The organism is Corynebacterium gottingense, from assembly GCF_002285125.1.
In the GTDB taxonomy this organism is placed as follows: Bacteria; Actinomycetota; Actinomycetes; order Mycobacteriales; family Mycobacteriaceae; genus Corynebacterium; species Corynebacterium gottingense.
In genome coordinates, this window is record NZ_NSGN01000007.1 from 61407 (window position 1) to 77008 (window position 15602).

Annotated in this window: 16 protein-coding genes and 1 pseudogene; 11 read left to right on the plus strand and 6 right to left on the minus strand. The window is 66.2% G+C overall.

Features of this window, described 5'->3' with window-relative positions; genetic code table 11:
• Positions 1-49 precede the first annotated feature (49 nt).
• The 9 genes and pseudogenes from glmU to CKJ82_RS12165 all read left to right on the plus strand — a co-directional run bounded on the left by glmU (position 50) and on the right by CKJ82_RS12165 (position 8031).
• Positions 50-1489 carry a bifunctional UDP-N-acetylglucosamine diphosphorylase/glucosamine-1-phosphate N-acetyltransferase GlmU gene (gene glmU, locus CKJ82_RS07855; protein WP_095537683.1) on the plus strand — a complete coding sequence of 480 codons (1440 nt, stop codon included), beginning with the start codon at positions 50-52 and terminating at the stop codon, positions 1487-1489.
• Between the two features lie 9 nt (positions 1490-1498).
• Positions 1499-2476: a ribose-phosphate diphosphokinase gene (locus CKJ82_RS07860; RefSeq protein WP_095537684.1), complete on the plus strand. Its 978-nt coding sequence runs from the start codon at positions 1499-1501 to the stop codon at positions 2474-2476.
• A 79-nt stretch (positions 2477-2555) separates the two neighbouring features.
• The gene (locus tag CKJ82_RS07865) at positions 2556-3917 is read left to right on the plus strand and encodes an amino acid permease (RefSeq protein ID WP_240510728.1); all 1362 of its coding nucleotides are present in this window, start codon (positions 2556-2558) and stop codon (positions 3915-3917) included.
• A 6-nt stretch (positions 3918-3923) separates the two neighbouring features.
• Positions 3924-4958 (plus strand): histidinol-phosphate transaminase, encoded by a 1035-nt coding sequence (gene hisC, locus CKJ82_RS07870; protein ID WP_095537685.1) that lies wholly within the window; start codon positions 3924-3926, stop codon positions 4956-4958.
• 98 nt (positions 4959-5056) lie between these two features.
• A complete protein-coding gene (locus tag CKJ82_RS11835; RefSeq protein WP_158221708.1) occupies positions 5057-5209 on the plus strand; it encodes a hypothetical protein in 153 nt (50 codons plus the stop codon).
• Positions 5210-5401: 192 nt separating this feature from the next.
• On the plus strand, positions 5402-6055 hold the full coding sequence (locus tag CKJ82_RS07875; protein ID WP_095276890.1) for a 50S ribosomal protein L25/general stress protein Ctc: 654 nt from the start codon (positions 5402-5404) through the stop codon (positions 6053-6055).
• A 20-nt stretch (positions 6056-6075) separates the two neighbouring features.
• Entirely contained in the window at positions 6076-6639 is a 564-nt protein-coding gene (gene pth, locus CKJ82_RS07880; protein ID WP_095537686.1) for an aminoacyl-tRNA hydrolase, read from the plus strand.
• 9 nt (positions 6640-6648) lie between these two features.
• Positions 6649-7446, plus strand: a pseudogene (locus CKJ82_RS12050) (fumarylacetoacetate hydrolase family protein); the annotation flags it as partial.
• Between the two features lie 96 nt (positions 7447-7542).
• Positions 7543-8031, plus strand: coding sequence for a DUF6891 domain-containing protein (locus tag CKJ82_RS12165; RefSeq protein WP_420838561.1), 489 nt, complete (start codon positions 7543-7545; stop codon positions 8029-8031).
• Here CKJ82_RS12165 and CKJ82_RS07890 read toward each other — a convergent pair.
• Positions 8028-8939, minus strand: a complete 912-nt coding sequence (locus tag CKJ82_RS07890; protein ID WP_095535696.1) for a nitronate monooxygenase — start codon at positions 8937-8939, stop codon at positions 8028-8030. The genes CKJ82_RS12165 and CKJ82_RS07890 overlap by 4 nt on opposite strands.
• A 4-nt stretch (positions 8940-8943) precedes the next feature.
• Between CKJ82_RS07890 and pth (CKJ82_RS07895) the strand changes: the two genes are divergently transcribed.
• Positions 8944-9522, plus strand: coding sequence for an aminoacyl-tRNA hydrolase (gene pth / locus CKJ82_RS07895; RefSeq protein ID WP_095537757.1), 579 nt, complete (start codon positions 8944-8946; stop codon positions 9520-9522).
• Position 9523: 1 nt separating this feature from the next.
• On the opposite strand, the gene CKJ82_RS07900 is transcribed toward pth (CKJ82_RS07895), so the two are convergent.
• From CKJ82_RS07900 to CKJ82_RS07910, 3 genes are all read right to left on the minus strand, one after another.
• Complete coding sequence (locus CKJ82_RS07900; protein WP_095537688.1) at positions 9524-10060, minus strand: NADPH-dependent FMN reductase; 537 nt, start codon at positions 10058-10060, stop codon at positions 9524-9526.
• Positions 10061-10137: 77 nt separating this feature from the next.
• The gene (locus tag CKJ82_RS07905; RefSeq protein ID WP_095537689.1) at positions 10138-10812 is read right to left on the minus strand and encodes a potassium channel family protein; all 675 of its coding nucleotides are present in this window, start codon (positions 10810-10812) and stop codon (positions 10138-10140) included.
• Positions 10805-12157 carry a TrkH family potassium uptake protein gene (locus CKJ82_RS07910; protein WP_095537758.1) on the minus strand — a complete coding sequence of 451 codons (1353 nt, stop codon included), beginning with the start codon at positions 12155-12157 and terminating at the stop codon, positions 10805-10807. Before CKJ82_RS07910 ends, CKJ82_RS07905 begins: the two co-directional genes overlap by 8 nt.
• 63 nt (positions 12158-12220) lie before the next feature.
• On the opposite strand from CKJ82_RS07910, the gene CKJ82_RS07915 reads away from it, so the two are divergent.
• Positions 12221-13810 carry a peptide chain release factor 3 gene (locus CKJ82_RS07915; protein WP_095537690.1) on the plus strand — a complete coding sequence of 530 codons (1590 nt, stop codon included), beginning with the start codon at positions 12221-12223 and terminating at the stop codon, positions 13808-13810.
• Here the strand turns inward: CKJ82_RS07915 and CKJ82_RS07920 are convergent.
• Positions 13797-14681 carry a patatin-like phospholipase family protein gene (locus CKJ82_RS07920; protein ID WP_095276902.1) on the minus strand — a complete coding sequence of 295 codons (885 nt, stop codon included), beginning with the start codon at positions 14679-14681 and terminating at the stop codon, positions 13797-13799. The two genes, CKJ82_RS07915 and CKJ82_RS07920, sit on opposite strands and share 14 nt — an antisense overlap.
• 21 nt (positions 14682-14702) lie before the next feature.
• The gene (locus CKJ82_RS07925; protein WP_095537759.1) at positions 14703-15593 is read right to left on the minus strand and encodes a patatin-like phospholipase family protein; all 891 of its coding nucleotides are present in this window, start codon (positions 15591-15593) and stop codon (positions 14703-14705) included.
• Positions 15594-15602: the final 9 nt, after the last annotated feature.

A 15602-nucleotide genomic window follows, 5' to 3' on the forward strand; every position in this document is an offset into this window, starting at 1 on the left:
AAACAGGACGATAGTTACTCAACTCAAAGCCATACATAAGGAGCCAAGAGTGCCAAACCACTCCCAGTGCGCCGTCGTTGTGCTCGCCGCAGGCGCCGGTACCCGCATGAAGTCGACGAAGCAGAAGACGCTGCACGAGATCGGTGGGCGCAGCCTGCTCTCCCACTCGCTGCATGCCGCAGCCTCCGTGCACCCGGAGCACGTCGTCGCCGTCGTCGGCCACCAGCGCGACCAAGTGTCTCCGGCGGTGGACGAGATTGCCCAGGAGATGGACACCACCATCCTCCAGGCGGTGCAGGAGGAGCAGAACGGCACCGGCCACGCGGTCCAGTGCGGCCTGACCGCCATCCCCGACTTCGACGGCACAGTCGTGGTCACCAACGGCGACGTCCCGCTCCTGCAGCCGGAGACCATCGAGGCGCTCATCAGCGAGCACGAGCGGGCGCAGGCCGCCGTGACGGTGCTCTCCCTGGAATTCCAGAACCCCACCGGCTATGGCCGCATCATCCGCGACGAGTCCGGCGACGTGCGCGAGATCGTCGAGGAGAAGGACGCCAACGACGAGCAGAAGGCCGTCAAGGAGGTCAACTCCGGCGTCTTTGCGTTCGACGGCGCCGTGCTGCGCGACGCGCTGACCCGCATCAACTCGGACAACACACAGGGCGAGCTGTACATCACCGACGTGCTCGGTATCGCCCGCGGCGACGGCAAGACCGTTGCGGCCTTTGTGGCGCCCGACGCCCGCGAGCTCGCCGGCGTGAACGACCGCGTGCAGCTGGCTGCCGCCGGCAAGGAGCTGAACCGCCGCCAGGTGGAGAAGGCGATGCGCGGGGGCGCCACCGTGGTCGACCCGGCGACCACCTGGATCGGCGTAGACGTGGAGATCGGCCAGGACGTGATCATCTACCCCAACACGCAGCTGTGGGGTGCCACCTCGATCGGCGACCGCGCCGAGATCGGCCCGGACACCACGCTGACCGACATGGAGGTGCACGCCGGCGCGAAGGTAGTGCGCACCCAGGGCGAGCTGGGCGTGATCGGCGAGGACGCAACCGTCGGCCCGTTCACCTACATCCGCCCCGGCACCGAGCTGGGCGCGCGCGGCAAGCTCGGCGGGTTCGTCGAGTCCAAGAACGCGAAGATCGGCGAGGGCTCCAAGGTCCCGCACCTCACCTACATCGGCGACGCCACCGTGGGCCGCGAGTCCAACATCGGCGCTTCCTCCGTCTTTGCCAACTACGACGGCGTGAACAAGCACCACACCACGATTGGCGACTACTGCCGCACCGGGTCCGACACCATGTTTGTCGCCCCGGTGAACATCGGTGATGGCGCCTACACCGGCGCGGGTACAGTGGTAACGGAGGATGTGCCTGCCGGCGCACTCGCCATCAAGGAAGGCCGCCAGCGCAACATCGAGGGATGGGTGGAAAAGCGCCGCCCGGACACCGATGCTGCGAAGGCTGCCAAGAACGCACGCGAGAGCTAAAGGATCGCAATGACTGGATACTCAACCGAAAGCCACAAGGACCTCAAGGTCTTTTCCGGCCGCGCACACCCGGCGCTGGCGGACCAGGTGGCCAGCGAGCTCGGTATTGACCTCGTTCCCACCACCGCCCGCGACTTTGCAAACGGGGAGATCTTCATCCGTTTCGAGGAGTCCGTCCGCGGCGCCGACTGCTTTGTCATGCAGTCGCACGCGCAGCCGCTGAACAAGTGGCTGATGGAACAGCTCATTATGATCGACGCGCTCAAGCGCGGCTCCGCGAAGCGCATCACCGCGATCCTGCCGTTCTACCCCTACGCCCGCCAGGACAAGAAGCACCGCGGCCGCGAGCCGATCTCCGCCCGCCTCATCGCGGACCTGCTCACCACCGCCGGCGCTGACCGCATTGTCTCCGTGGACCTGCACACCGACCAGATCCAGGGCTTCTTCGACGGCCCGGTCGACCACATGCACGCCCAGCCCATCCTGGTGGACTACATCAAGTCCAAGTACCCGATGGACAACCTGGTCGTGGTCTCCCCCGACGCCGGCCGTGTGAAGACTGCGGAGAAGTGGGCGAACGCGATGGGCGACGCCCCGATGGCGTTCGTGCACAAGACCCGCGACATCGACGCCGCGAACAAGGTCGTGTCCAACCGCGTCGTCGGCGACGTCAAGGGCAAAGATTGCATCATCATGGATGACATGATTGACACCGGCGGCACCATCGCCGGCGCCGTCGGCGTGCTGAAGGAGGCGGGCGCGAAGTCCGTCGTCATCGCCTGCACCCACGGCGTGTTCTCCGACCCGGCACGCGAGCGCTTGAGCCAGTGCGGCGCCGAGGAGGTCATCACCACCGACACCCTGCCGCAGTCCACCGAGGGCTGGAAGAACCTGACGGTGCTGTCCATTGCCCCGCTGCTGGCTAAGACGATCCGCGAGATCTTTGAAAACGGCTCGGTGACCACCCTCTTCGAGGGCCAGGCGTAGTAGCCCACCGCCGTACTTTCCCATAAGCCCCCGTGACCGCACGCCGGTACGGGGGCCGCAATGAATTGTGAGGAGTCCCGTGTCCGACGTAGCAACACCGCCAGAAAGCGATGGTGGCCTGCAGCGCGGCGTGAAGCAGCGCCACATGCAGATGATCGCCTTTGGCTCATCGATCGGCACCGGCCTGTTCCTCGGCTCCGCCGAGTCCATCAACTACGCCGGCCCCGCGGTCCTGCTCGCGTTCCTCATCGTCGGCGCGATCGTCTACCTGCTCATGCGCATGCTGGGCGAGATGGCGGTCGCCCGCCCGGTCTCCGGCTCGTTTGCCGCCTACGCCCGCGAGTTCATCGGCCCGCGCGCCGGCTTCATCGCGGGCTGGAACTGGTGGTTCACCACCATCGTGGTGGGCATGATCGAGCTGACCGCCATGGGCACGTTCCTCGACTTCTGGTTTCCCTCCATCCCCCACTGGCTCACCGCCCTGGTCACGCTCCTGGTCGTGGTGACCATCAACGCGGCGCGCGTGAGCGTATTCGCGGAGGCCGAGTACTGGCTCAGCCTGATCAAGGTCATCGCGCTCACCCTCATGATTGTGCTGGGCATCGTGCTCGTCCTGGGACTGGGACCAGAACCCGCGGTGGGCACCGACAACCTGTTCATCCACGGCGGGTTCTTTCCCAACGGCGCCACCGGCGTCCTGTTCTCCCTGGTTGCCGTCACGTTTACGTTCGGCGGCATCATGTCCATCGGCACGGCCGCGGGCGAGGCGCAGGACCCGTCGAAGTCCATTCCACGCGCCGTCAACTCGGTCATCTGGCGCATCCTCCTGTTCTACCTGGGCGGCATGAGCGTCATCTTGCTCCTCGCCCCGTGGGACGAGCAAGGCTCCTCCGCCAGCCCGTTCATCCGCGTGCTCACGGCGGTCGGCGTCGACGGCGCAGCGCACCTGCTCAACCTGGTGATCCTGGTGGCGGTGGCCTCGGTGTGCAACACCATGACGTACTCCGGCAGCCGTATGCTCCGCGACCTCTCCCGCAACGGCCAGGCCCCCGCATGGTTCTCCGCCACCACCAAGAAGGGCCTGCCGCTTCGGGCACTGCTTTTCGACGCCACGCTGATGGGCGTCGTCGTCATCCTGAACTACTTCTTCGAGGGGAAGGTCTTCGCGGTGTTGCTTGCCATCATCGTGGGTTCGGAGCTGATCACGTGGGCGTCGATAAGCTTTGCCCACCTCCGCTTCCGCGCGGGCGGCGGGCAGTCTTCCTTCCGCGCGCCGTTCTCCCGCGCTGCCAACTGGCTCTGCGCCGGGTTCTACCTGCTGGTGCTCGTGCTCATGGCGTGCCTGCCGGATTACCGCGTGGGGCTGCTCGCGCTCATTGCCTGGATCGTCGCACTGAGCGTAATAAGTGCCCTCCGGAAGCACGATGAGGTCCTAAACTAGTCAGGCATGATCCGCCACGACCTCTCATCCCTTCCCGCATACGTCCCCGGCGCGCGCGAACTCGCGCCCGGCACTGTCAAGCTCTCCTCCAACGAGTCCGCGGAAGGACCGCTGCCCACCGTGGTGGAGGCGATGACGAAAGCGCTGGACGGCACGAACCGCTACCCCGACATGGGCGCGGTGGAGCTGCGCGAAGCCCTGGCCGCGCACCTTGGCGTCGACGTTGACCAGGTCGCTGTGGGCACCGGCTCCTCGGCGCTATGCCAGCAGCTGGTCACTGCCACCGCGCAGCCCGGCGACGAGGTGATCTTCCCCTGGCGCTCGTTCGAGGCCTACCCCATCTTCGCGCAGATCGCGGGGGCGACGCCGCGCCCGATTCCGCTGGACGCGCAGCACCGCGTCGACCTCGCCGCGATGGCCGGGGCGATCACCGACGCCACCCGCCTCATTTTCGTGTGCAATCCGAACAACCCGAGCGGCACCACCATCACGACCGCGGAGTGGGAGTCATTCATGGCCGCGGTTCCGCCGCGCGTGACGGTCGCGCTGGACGAGGCCTACTTTGAATACAACCGCGCCGCCGACACCCCGGTGGCCACCGAGGAAATCACGAAGTACCCCAACGTGGTGGGCCTGCGCACGTTCTCCAAGGCGTACGGCCTGGCCGGCGTGCGCGTGGGCTACGCCTTCGGCGCCCCCAGCATCATCGAGGCCCTGAACAAGGTGGCAGTGCCATTTTCTGTCAGCTCCGTCGCGCAGGCGGGGGCCGTCGCCTGCCTGAACGCGGGCGCGGAGCTGCAGGCTCGTGTGGACGAGACGTGTGCTCAGCGGACCAGGCTGGTCGAGGCGCTGTCGCGCTTCGGCACGCCGGAGTCGCAGACCAACTTCGTCTGGATTCCGGGTGCCCCACAGGATTTCGCCGAGCGCATGGCCGCGCACGGCGTGCTTGTGCGCGCGTTTCCAGAGGGCGTGCGCATCACAGTCACGAACGAACACGAGACAGACGCCTGCCTGCGCGTCCTTCACCAGATATTGGAATAGACGTTCACCTCGCTCCGTACGCTCGCGGGCCTGGAGTTCAACCTCGGCACCGTCGACGCCGTCCTTGCAGAACTGTACAGCCTGGCCACCTCGGGCCGATGCACGACGACGCTGCTCAGCCCCAGCACTGGACCCCCGAGCAGCGCGAGCGCCTGTACCTGCACACCGAAATAAAGGAGCTCGAGGCGGAAACGGTGGCGTACCTCGTCTGCTCGCGCCCGGCGATCCGCTCCTCCAAGAGTTTGGATTGATGTCGCTGGTGGGTTACACTTTCCACGTCTCGGCGAGGGCTGTATAGCCGTTATCGGCGCGATATGTATCCAGACTTTTTCTCATGCTCGAGTGAGCAGTGATGAGCAAGCCTGCGATCACTCGACGAGCACCTGTTCCGTTCAGTGGTCGCAGGTTTTTCCTGTGGCCCGAAACTATAAAGGAGTCACATCATGGCTGTTACCCCGACCGTCATCAAGGTTGAAAAGCGCGAAGAGTTTGGCAAGGGCGCTGCCCGCCGCCTGCGTCGCGAGGGTCGTATCCCGGGCGTCCTCTACGAGTCCGGCATCGACAACGTTCACTTCTCCGTGGACCGCATCGAGATCTCCGCGATCATCCGTAACGAGGGCGTGAACGCTATTCTCGAGCTCGACCTCGACGGCGAGAAGCTGCTCTGCATGGTCAAGCACATCGACCAGAACGTCATCTCCATGGACATCGACCACATCGACGTGCTTGGCATCAAGCGCGGCGAGAAGGTCAACGTCGAGGTCCCGGTCATCACCACCGGCGAGGCTCACCCGGACGCCGTCGTCCTGGTGGAGAACGACGTCATCGAGATCGAGATCGACGCCCTGAGCATCCCGGACGAGCTCGAGGTGTCCGTCGAGGGCAAGGAGATCGGCGACCAGATCACCGCTGGCGACGTCACCCTGCCGGCGGGCGCTACTCTGCTGTCCGACCCGGAGGACCTGCTGGTCAACGTCACCTACGAGCAGGTTGACGAGGAGCTCGAGGAAGCCGCTGCTGAGGCCGAGGAGGGCGGCGCCGAGGCTGGCGCTGAGTCCACCGAGGACGAGGCTGAGTCTGGCGACTCTGAGGAGTAAACACGATATGCTGAGGGGCCGTGTCTACTTCTGATTCGCCCCTTCTCGTTGTGGGGCTGGGAAATCCCGGCCCCAACTACGCCGGCACGCGCCACAACGCGGGCATCGCGCTTATCGACGAGCTCTGCTCCCGCGCCACACCGATGCCGGCCCAACTCGCCGTGCACAAACGCACGAACACCGAGGTCGCCGAGCTTGCCGTCGGCCGCCTCCTGCCCGACCGCCAGGTCATCCTGGCGCGCACCCGGGCCTTCATGAACGTCTCGGGCGGGCCGATCAAGGCGCTCGCGGACTACTTCCGCGTATCCCCGTCCAACCTTTACGTCGCCTATGACGAGCTGGATCTCGAGCTCGGCCAGGTCAAGCTCCGCACCGGTGGCGGGGACCACGGGCACAACGGGCTGAAGTCCGTCACCAAATCCCTGGGCGGCAAGCCCTACCACAAGCTGGCGCTCGGCATTGGTCGCCCGCCAGGCCGCATGGCCCCGGCGGACTACGTGCTCAAGCCGTTTTCTTCCCGGGAGCAGGTCGAGATCTCCATCGCCGCGGCCGATGCGGCAGATTTGTGGCGCCAATCCGTATAAGTTTGTGGCATGCGCTTAGTCACCCTGAGAGTCCCCGGCCATGACCTGACCGTCGCCGCCCGCCTCGAGTCCGACACCACCGCGATCACCTACCCAGGTTTCCCGGACGTCGGCGCGCTCCTCCAGTCGGATTCCTGGCAGGAGGGCGAACGCGTCTCGTTTTCCCACGACCAGCTTGCACCCGTGATTCCGAGCCCAAGCAAGATCATCTGCGTCGGGCTCAACTACGCCAAGCACATCGAGGAGATGGGGCACGATCGCCCCGACGTCCCCACCCTCTTTATCAAGTTCCCCGAGGCCCTCATCGGACCTTACGACGACGCGGAGATCCCCGAATTCAACGCGGACACGCTCGACTTCGAGGGCGAGCTCGCCGTCGTGGTAGGAAAGTACGCCCGCCACGTGCGGGAAGCGGATGCGCACGCACACATCGCCGGCTACGCGGTGATCAATGACTACACCCAGCGCCACATCCAGAAGCGCACCAAGCAGTGGCACCAGGGAAAATCATTAGAAAAGACCGCCGGGTTCGGACCGTGGCTGGACACCGAGTGGCAGCCCGGCCCCACCCTGACCACCGCCGTCAACGGCGAGGTGATGCAGCAGGCCCCCACCGACGATCTCGTCTTCTCCCCCGCCAAGCTCATCGAGTTCATCTCCCACCTCTACCCGCTCAACCCTGGTGACGTGATCGCCACCGGCACTCCGGCGGGCGTGGGCCACGCGCGCGACCCCAAGCGCTACCTCGCCGACGGCGACACGGTGCGCGTGGAGATCGACGGACTCGGCGCGATCGAGAACACCACCCGCATCCTGCGGCGGCAGCACGCCATGCTCACCAGCGCGTTCCCGCCCTCCGAGTACCTCTACGAACCAGAGTCGGACGAGAGCGACATCGCGATGATGCTCTGCCACGGCTGGAGCGCCGCCGAAATCACCGCGCATTACGAGGACGAGGAAAACGTCGACGCCCTTTCGCTTCTCGACGACATCCGCGCCGAATATGCCCGCTGCATCCCCTCCCCCTCCGAGGACGCCACCAAACTCGAGGCCTTCAGGGACGCGCTCGCCGACCGCGGTCTCTCCTTCTCCTTCGACGAGGGCTGGACCAAGGCCGAAGCCGCGGACGAGGGCGCGGATCGGGCCACACGCGAAGGCCGCCGCGGCTACGCCTACTGCACCACGCAGGACGTGGACGACCTCATCCACACCGGCAAGCTCTATTTCGGGTTCGCCTCGCTGGATTCGCCGAACACCGACGCAGACGACGCCGTCGGCCAGGAGGTCGTCGACGCGCTCAGGGACGTCGGCTTCGCGCCCGAGTGGGAAGGCACCCGCGCCGCGCGGATCACCTGCAGCGGCCTCGTGTTCGAGCTAGCGCTGAGCGACTAACGTTCGCCCAGCAGGTAGCGCTCGATCTCCTTCGCCGGCGCCTCCATCAGCTCCCCGCGGTCCTTGCCCACCAGGCAGTAATCCTGATCCTTCGTCATCGGGCGCAGGTACGGGTAGATCGGCGGCATGTCGCGGTAGCGCTTGGTCATCTCGTTTTCCAGGCCGCGCGCCCACCGGCCGGAAAACGCCTTGCTCACCACGGTTCTCCGGTCGGTGCGCAGCAGCTCGCGGTTACGCTGGCTGGTACCGGCTTCATCGGCCATGAGGAAGGCGGTGCCGCACGCAATGGTCGACGCGCCCAGATCCCGCAGCCGTGCCACATCCTCCGGGCCCCGCACCCCGCCCGCGGCGATGAACGGCGCACCGAAGTCCGCCACCTCTTCGACGATGGTGTCCAGGTAGCGGGTGTCCGGAACCTCCAGCGGCGACCAGGTGCTGCGGTGCCCGCCCGCCTCTGGGCCCTGCACGATGACGCCGTCGGCGTTCCATGACTCGCCCATCGCTTCCCACGCATCCTCGATGCGGGTCACGGTCACCCACGCCTCCGAACCGACGGAGTGCAACCGCTCCACGTGCTCCGGGTCCAGCGGCCCGAAGGTGCTGCTCACAATGGGTGGCGCGGCCTCCAGGACGAGCTCGAACTTTTCTTCAAAGCCCCCGGTGACATCCACGTTCGGGACGTCGGTGCCGAGTTCGGAGGCGATGAGTTCGACGTCGATAAGCGAAGGCTCGACCTGCGGTACGAAGAGGTTCACGCCAAACGGCGGTGTGCACTGGCCGAGCCACGTGCGAGCCTGCTCGACGGTGCAGGTGCCGAGCGCGAGAAAGCCGAAGCTGACCGCGTTGACCAGCGCCGGCGTGGTTGGTCCGCCCGCCATCGGTGCGGCGACGATGCGTGGTAGGTCCATGGTTATGCTTGTCCCCGTGTTCGATTTTCTGAAGCGACTGACATCCCAGCCACCGGCCAGCCCCCACACCGAGTGGCTCGTGGTGGGGCTGGGAAACCCCGGCCCCGAATATGAGACCACGAAGCACAACGCCGGTTTCCTGGCCGTAGACCAGTGTGCCAAAGATTTGCGCCCCGCGCCGAAGTGCCGCGCACTCGTGCAGCACATTGACGACGTCACGTTTGCCAAGCCCACCACCTTCATGAACCTGTCGGGCGAGTCCGTCTCAGCGTTCGGCGTGCGGCCGGAGCGGATCGTCGTGATCCACGACGAGCTGGACCTCCCGGCGGGGAAAGTGCGCGTGAAGCTGGGCGGCAACGAGAATGGGCACAACGGGCTCAGGTCCATCACGGAGCACCTGGGCACCCGCGACTACGTGCGCGTCCGCGTCGGCATTGGCCGCCCGCCGAAGGGGACGCCCGTGCCGGACTGGGTGCTCGGGCCGCTCTCCGGGGACGAGGCGATCGAGATGGCCGCAGAAGCTGCGCGCCTCGTCTGCGCCCGCGGGCTCGCCGCGGCGCAGAACGAGATCCACGGGCGCTAGATTAGGACAGCGCCTGCTCGAGGTCGTTGAGCACGTTCTCCAGGGACTGGTTCTTCTGCTCGCGGGGCGCGAAGGCGCCGTCGGCGAAGTCCTCGAACAGGGAGAGCGCGACCTGGTTGCGGACACCGAACATGGAGAAGTTCGCCACGATCTGGCGCCAGTGCTCCACCGCGCGAAGGCCGTTATCAGCGCCGTAGGACACGAACGCGACGGGCTTCCCGGCCCACTCGGCGCCAAGCACGTCGAAGGCGTTCTTCATCGCGCCCGGCACGGAGTGGTTGTACTCCGGGGTGACAAAGATGAAGGCGTCGCAGGCGTCGACCGCCTTGGACCACGCGGTGGTGGCCTCGTCCTCGTACTGCTTGTTTGCGGCGCCCGGCACCATCTCCGCGTCGAGCAGCGGGACGTTGAACTCGGACAGGTCAAGCCGCTCGTACTCGAAGCCGTCGCGCTTCTCAGCTGCGTCCGAGACCCAGCGGGCGACGGCCTCGCCGGCGCGTCCCTTGCGGATAGAGCCGAGGAAAATTCCGATCTTCATAGATGCAACCCTTTTGTTGATTCGTCTACAATTTCGACTCCCCACTCTACGCCGCCCCCGCAACATTGTCAGCCGAATCAGCGCTGCGAGAATTGCTCCAGGTCACGCGGGCTTCCCGCCGCCACGATGCGGTCCGACGGCGTGAGCTGGGTGCCGTCGGCAAGCGGTGCCCACCCCTCATCCCGCTTCACCGAGACGAGCTGAACATGTTGGTTCCTCCACACCTCACCCAAGTCGAGCGGGCGCCCCGTCACGCACGCGGGCGCCGCCATCTTTGTCACGCCGTAGTTGGTGGAGATCTCCGCGAAGTCCTGGAAGTGCCCACCCAACAGGTGGGCCACGCGCCTGCCCGTGTCGCGCTCCGGGCGAATCACGTGATTGGCCCCGATCTGGTGCAGGATGCGCGCGTGCGCCTCCGAGTCCGCCTTCGCCCAGATGTCCTGCACCCCCAGCTCGACGAGGTTGGACGTGGTCAGGATCGAGTCCTCCAAGTGGGAGCCGATGGAGACGACAACGCGCTCGACATCCTCGATCCCCAGCTGCCGCATCGCCTCCGGGTCCGTGGTGTCCGCGGCGAGCGCCTCGGTCAGGTACGGCGCCCGCTCGCGGACAATCTTCTCGCTGGAGTCCACGCCGAGCACCTCCACCCCGTTCGCCATGAGTTCGCTGGCCAAGGCGGTGCCGAATCTGCCGAGCCCGATGACTACGACGGGCGGAATGTCAATCGTCGCGCGGGAAAATAACTTAGCCAATGAACGGCCTTTCTTCGGGGTAGCTAAAGCGCCTATCGAGCATCTTCGCCGACAGCGCCGCCACCAGGGTGGTCGGGCCTACGCGGCCCAGATACATGATGAAGCAGAGCACGATTTGCGACGCCGACGACAACCCCGCCGTGATGCCGGTGGAAAGCCCCGACGTTGCAAATGCGGAGATGACCTCGAAGGACACCTGGTCACCGGTGAACTGCGGGTCGAAGACACGCAGGGCCGCCACGCCAAGAGTGACCACCATGACGCCCGCGAAGCTCAGCGCGAGCGCCTGCCTGGTCACCGAGTGCGGCAAGCTCCGATGCCCGATCGTCGTTTTTTCGCGACCGGTGAACTCGGCCGCCATCGCCGCCAGCAGCACGCACGCGGTGGTCACCTTGATGCCGCCCGCTGTGCCAGCCGAGCCTCCGCCGAGAAACATGAGGACGTCGGTGCCCATCAGCGTGATCGGGTGCGCCTGCCCATAATCAAAGGCGTTAAAGCCCGCAGTCCTCGGCGACGCGCTGGCAAAGAAGGCATTGAGCAGCTTCACCCCCACCGGCATGGGTGCAAGCACGCCGGTCCATTCCGTCGTCGCGACGAACACGGTGCCGGCGACAAGCAGGAACGCCGTCGCAGCCAGCGTCATGCGGGCGGTAATAGAGATGCGGTGGACGGCGTTGGACCTCCGGCGCACCAGTCGCACCAGTTCCGCCCACACTGGGAACCCGAGGCCGCCTCCGATCAGCGCGGCGGCTAGCGGCATGAGGATCCAGGCATCGGACGCAAAGGACACGAGGTTGTCGCTGTGGGTGCTAAACCCGGCGTTGTTAAACGCGGAGACGGCGTGGAAGACGCCCTCCCAGGCGGCGCGGCGGAACGAGTACCCGTAGCCCACCATGAGCCGCGCGCCGACGATCACCGCGATGGTGGCCTCGGCGATCGCCGTGAACCCAAAGGTGAAGATGAGGGTCCGGCGGATGCCTCCGGCAGTGATGGGGCGCCCCTCGTAGGCGCCGGTCTTGCGCGCCTTCAAGCTGATCCGCCCGGTGAGCAACAGCCCGGACAGCGAGGCAAGCGACATGATTCCCAGCCCGCCGAGCTGGATGAGCAGCAGGATAACGGCCTGTCCGGCAGGGCTCCAGAAGGTGCCGGTGTCCTCGACGACCAGGCCGGTCAGGGAGACCGCGGACGTCGCGGTAAAGAGCGCAGCCAGGAACGAGGCGTGTTCCGTCCCTGCCTCCGCGAAGGGGAGCATGAGCAACCCCGTGCCGCTCAGAATGAGCAGCAGGAACCCGATCGCGGTCAGCCGTGCTGGCCCGAGCGATCGCAAGAAAAGCAAGCGCTTCACAAAGGTGAAGTATAGGCCCAATCGATTCCTCCGCACCAACCCTTGGCGGCTACACTCTGCGGCATGAGTTCTCTCACTTCCGAGGCCAAGCGCCGCCGCACCTTCGCCGTCATCGCCCACCCCGACGCCGGTAAGTCCACGCTTACCGAGGCGCTGGCGCTGCACGCGCACATCATCTCGGAAGCGGGCGCCGTCCACGGTAAGGGCAACCGCAAGTCCACCGTGTCCGACTGGATGGATATGGAGAAGGACCGCGGCATTTCGGTCGCCTCCTCCGCGCTCCAGTTCGAGTACGCGCCGGAGGGTCACGAGGGCGAGCCCTACGTGATCAACCTGGTGGATACCCCGGGCCACGCCGACTTCTCCGAGGACACCTACCGCGTCCTCTCCGCCGTCGATGCGGCAGTCATGCTTATCGACGCAGCCAAGGGCCTCGAGCCGCAAACCCTGAAGCTCTTCCGCGTCTGCAAGGCCCGCGGCTTGCCCATCGTCACCGTGGTGAACAAGTGGGACCGTATCGGCCGCGAGCCCCTCGAGCTTGTCGACGAGATCGTGAACGAAATCGACCTGCAGCCCACTCCCCTCTACTGGCCGGTCGGGGAAGCCGGTGATTTCCGCGGCCTCGCCCACATCAGCGACGACGGCGAGGCCGACGAGTACGTCCACTTCATCCGCACCGCCGGCGGTTCCACCATCGCGCCCGAGGAGCACTACGCCCCGGACGACGCCTCCGGCAAGGAGGGCGAGGTGTGGGACACCGCGGTGGAAGAGGTCGAGCTGCTCGCCGCGGACGGCGCCCTGCACAACCAGGAGCTGTTCGAGCAGTGCATTACCTCCCCGATCATCTTCGCCTCCGCGATGCTGAACTTCGGCGTCCACCAGATCCTGGACACCCTGTGCGCGATCGCGCCCGCCCCACGCCCGAAGGAGGAGCGCGACCTCGACGGCGACTTCTCCGGCATCGTCTTCAAGGTGCAGGCAGGCATGGACCGCAACCACCGAGACACGCTGGCGTTCATGCGCGTGGTCTCCGGCGAGTTCGACCGCGGCATGCAGGTCACGCACGCCCAATCCGGCCGCACCTTCTCCACCAAATACGCCCTGACCGTGTTCGGCCGCAACCGCGACACGGTGGAGACCGCCTACCCGGGCGACATCATCGGCCTTGTGAATGCGGGCTCACTGGCCCCGGGCGACACCATCTACACCGGTAAGAACGTGCAGTACCCGCCGATGCCGCAGTTCGCGCCCGAACACTTCCGCACGCTCCGGGCGAAGTCGCTGGGCAAGTACAAGCAGTTCCGCAAGGCACTCGACCAGCTGGACGCCGAGGGCGTCGTCCAGATTCTGCGCAACGACCTGCGCGGCGACGCCGCCCCGGTGATGGCGGCCGTGGGCCCGATGCAGTTCGAGGTCATGCAGGCACGCATGGAGGTGGAGTACAACGTGGAGACCGTCACCGAGCCGGTTCCCTACTCCGTGGCGCGCCGCACCGACGCGGAGTCCGCCGACGAGTTGGGCCGCCAGCGTGGCGTGGAGATCTTCACGCGCACGGACGGCGAAATTATCGCCCTGTTCGGCGACAAATGGAAGCTGGCCTTCGTGGAGAAGGAGCACCCCGAGCTGACGATCGAGCCGCTTATCGCAGACTAGGCGCCGGAGCGGCGAGGAACTCGACCCACCGTTCCCACTCGCGTTCGAGCTGCGCCTGGCCGGCAGCGAAGTTGCGATGCAGCTTGCTGGGGCGGCGCTCGATCGACTCGGCCTGCATGTTGTCGGGGAAGAAGACCAGCGCATCGCCTGCCCGCTCGGCGGCGAGAATCTCCCGCTTGGCGGCATTGTAGCGCCCGGCGCGCACGTGTAGCGCGTTGCCGATCTCCGGGTAGCGGCGGAACATGCCCCGCACGGCCGCGGGCTGGACCAGCGGTTTCTTCCAGTAATCGCGGGGGCGGGTGGCTAAGACGACGAAGCGCGTGAAGCCGGCCCGGCGCGCGGCGTCGATGAGCAGGCCTCCGGAGGTGCCGAGGGCGCCGTCGACGTACGGTGCGGCGTCGATAAGCGTAATGGGCATGACTTTGGGCACTGTCGACGACGCGCGGGCCGCCCTTGCCACGAGCGACGGGTCGCGCAAGAAGTCGTCCCTGCCCCAACTGACGGTGTCACCGGTATCCGCGCGCATCGCCTCCACGTGCACCTGAGTGGAGGACGCGGCGAAGGTGGCGAAGTCGAACGGAAGGAGTTGTTCCGCCTGCCCGTAGAGGAACTCGGAATTGAAGTACCCCTTGCCGCGCGCCAGTTTGAGCACACCGCCGAAGTGCGGGTGCGAGGCTAGCTCGGTAAACGCGGCGCGGGCGCGGCGCACGTCCGCCGACGCGTAGTTCAGCGCGTGTACGGCGCCCGCGGAGACGCCGCCGACCCAGCCGAACTTCACCTGCTCGATGAGACGAACGATGGCGGGTGCGGTGTACGAGTTGCGCATCCCGCCGCCTTCAACAATCAGGGCCACGTCTTGCGCATCAATCATGCGCCAAAGTTTAGGGCTGGATCAGCGATCCCGCTGGGTGAGGAACTCGCGCATCGCGGGCCACTCGCGCGCCAGCTGCTCCTGGCCGGCTGCGTAGTTGGCCTTCAGCTTGTCCACGTTCAGCTCGGTCGACTCCACCCCCATGTGCTCGGGGTAGAACACGTACGCGTCGCCCGCCGCCTCAAGGCGTTTCACCTCGGCGCGCGCCGCGTTGTAGATGCCGGGGCGTGCGACCATTGCGTCGACGACGTTGGGGGTCTTGCGCAGGATGCGTCGTAAAGCGCGCTGCCGCTTCTCCGGCGGCTTGATGTAGTCGCGCGGGCGGGTGAGCACGACGAGAAAGCGGGAGTAGCCGGCGTCCTTCGCCGCTTGGATGAGGATGCCGCCCGAGGTCCCCAGCGCGCCGTCGACGTAGGGCACACCGTCGACCTCGCGCATCTTCATCACGAGCGGCAGTGTCGACGAGGTGCGTGCTGCGATATTGATCTGTTCGATGGTCTGCATGTCCTCGCGGTTGTAGGTGACAGTCTCCCCCGTGTCCGCACGGACAGCCTCGAGGTGCACCTCTTCCTCCGTGCGAAGGAACGTCTCCATGTCGAACGGCAGTTGGTCCGCGTAGCCCTCGTAGATGAACTCGCCGTTGAGCAGGCCCTTGCCGCGGACCATGGTGCGCCAGCCGCCGAACTCGGGGTTGCCCACGAAGTCGGTGAAGGATTTCTCTGACCGGTACGCGTCGCGCGAGGCGAAGTTGAGCGCGTGGCTCGCACCAGCGGAAATGCCGCCAACCCAGCCGAACTGCACGTGCTCCGCGATGAGCTTCTCCACCACCGGGGCCGTGTACGAGTTTCTGGTGCCTCCGCCTTCGAAGATGACAGCGACGTCGCGGGCGTCGATTTCTGGCTCAACAGTCATGCGCTTCAT

Excerpts from the sequence above, each read along its gene's own strand:
- CKJ82_RS07860 (WP_095537684.1), top strand. The coding sequence starts at position 1,499 with ATGACTGGATACTCAACCGAAAGCCACAAGGACCTCAAGGTCTTTTCC.
- hisC (WP_095537685.1), top strand. The coding sequence starts at position 3,924 with ATGATCCGCCACGACCTCTCATCCCTTCCCGCATACGTCCCCGGCGCG.
- CKJ82_RS11835 (WP_158221708.1), top strand. The coding sequence starts at position 5,057 with ATGCACGACGACGCTGCTCAGCCCCAGCACTGGACCCCCGAGCAGCGC.
- CKJ82_RS07875 (WP_095276890.1), top strand. The coding sequence starts at position 5,402 with ATGGCTGTTACCCCGACCGTCATCAAGGTTGAAAAGCGCGAAGAGTTT.
- CKJ82_RS12165 (WP_420838561.1), top strand. The coding sequence starts at position 7,543 with ATGCTCTGCCACGGCTGGAGCGCCGCCGAAATCACCGCGCATTACGAG.
- CKJ82_RS07890 (WP_095535696.1), bottom strand. The coding sequence starts at position 8,939 with ATGGACCTACCACGCATCGTCGCCGCACCGATGGCGGGCGGACCAACC.
- pth (WP_095537757.1), top strand. The coding sequence starts at position 8,944 with ATGCTTGTCCCCGTGTTCGATTTTCTGAAGCGACTGACATCCCAGCCA.
- CKJ82_RS07900 (WP_095537688.1), bottom strand. The coding sequence starts at position 10,060 with ATGAAGATCGGAATTTTCCTCGGCTCTATCCGCAAGGGACGCGCCGGC.
- CKJ82_RS07915 (WP_095537690.1), top strand. The coding sequence starts at position 12,221 with ATGAGTTCTCTCACTTCCGAGGCCAAGCGCCGCCGCACCTTCGCCGTC.
- CKJ82_RS07920 (WP_095276902.1), bottom strand. The coding sequence starts at position 14,681 with ATGATTGATGCGCAAGACGTGGCCCTGATTGTTGAAGGCGGCGGGATG.
- CKJ82_RS07925 (WP_095537759.1), bottom strand. The coding sequence starts at position 15,593 with ATGACTGTTGAGCCAGAAATCGACGCCCGCGACGTCGCTGTCATCTTC.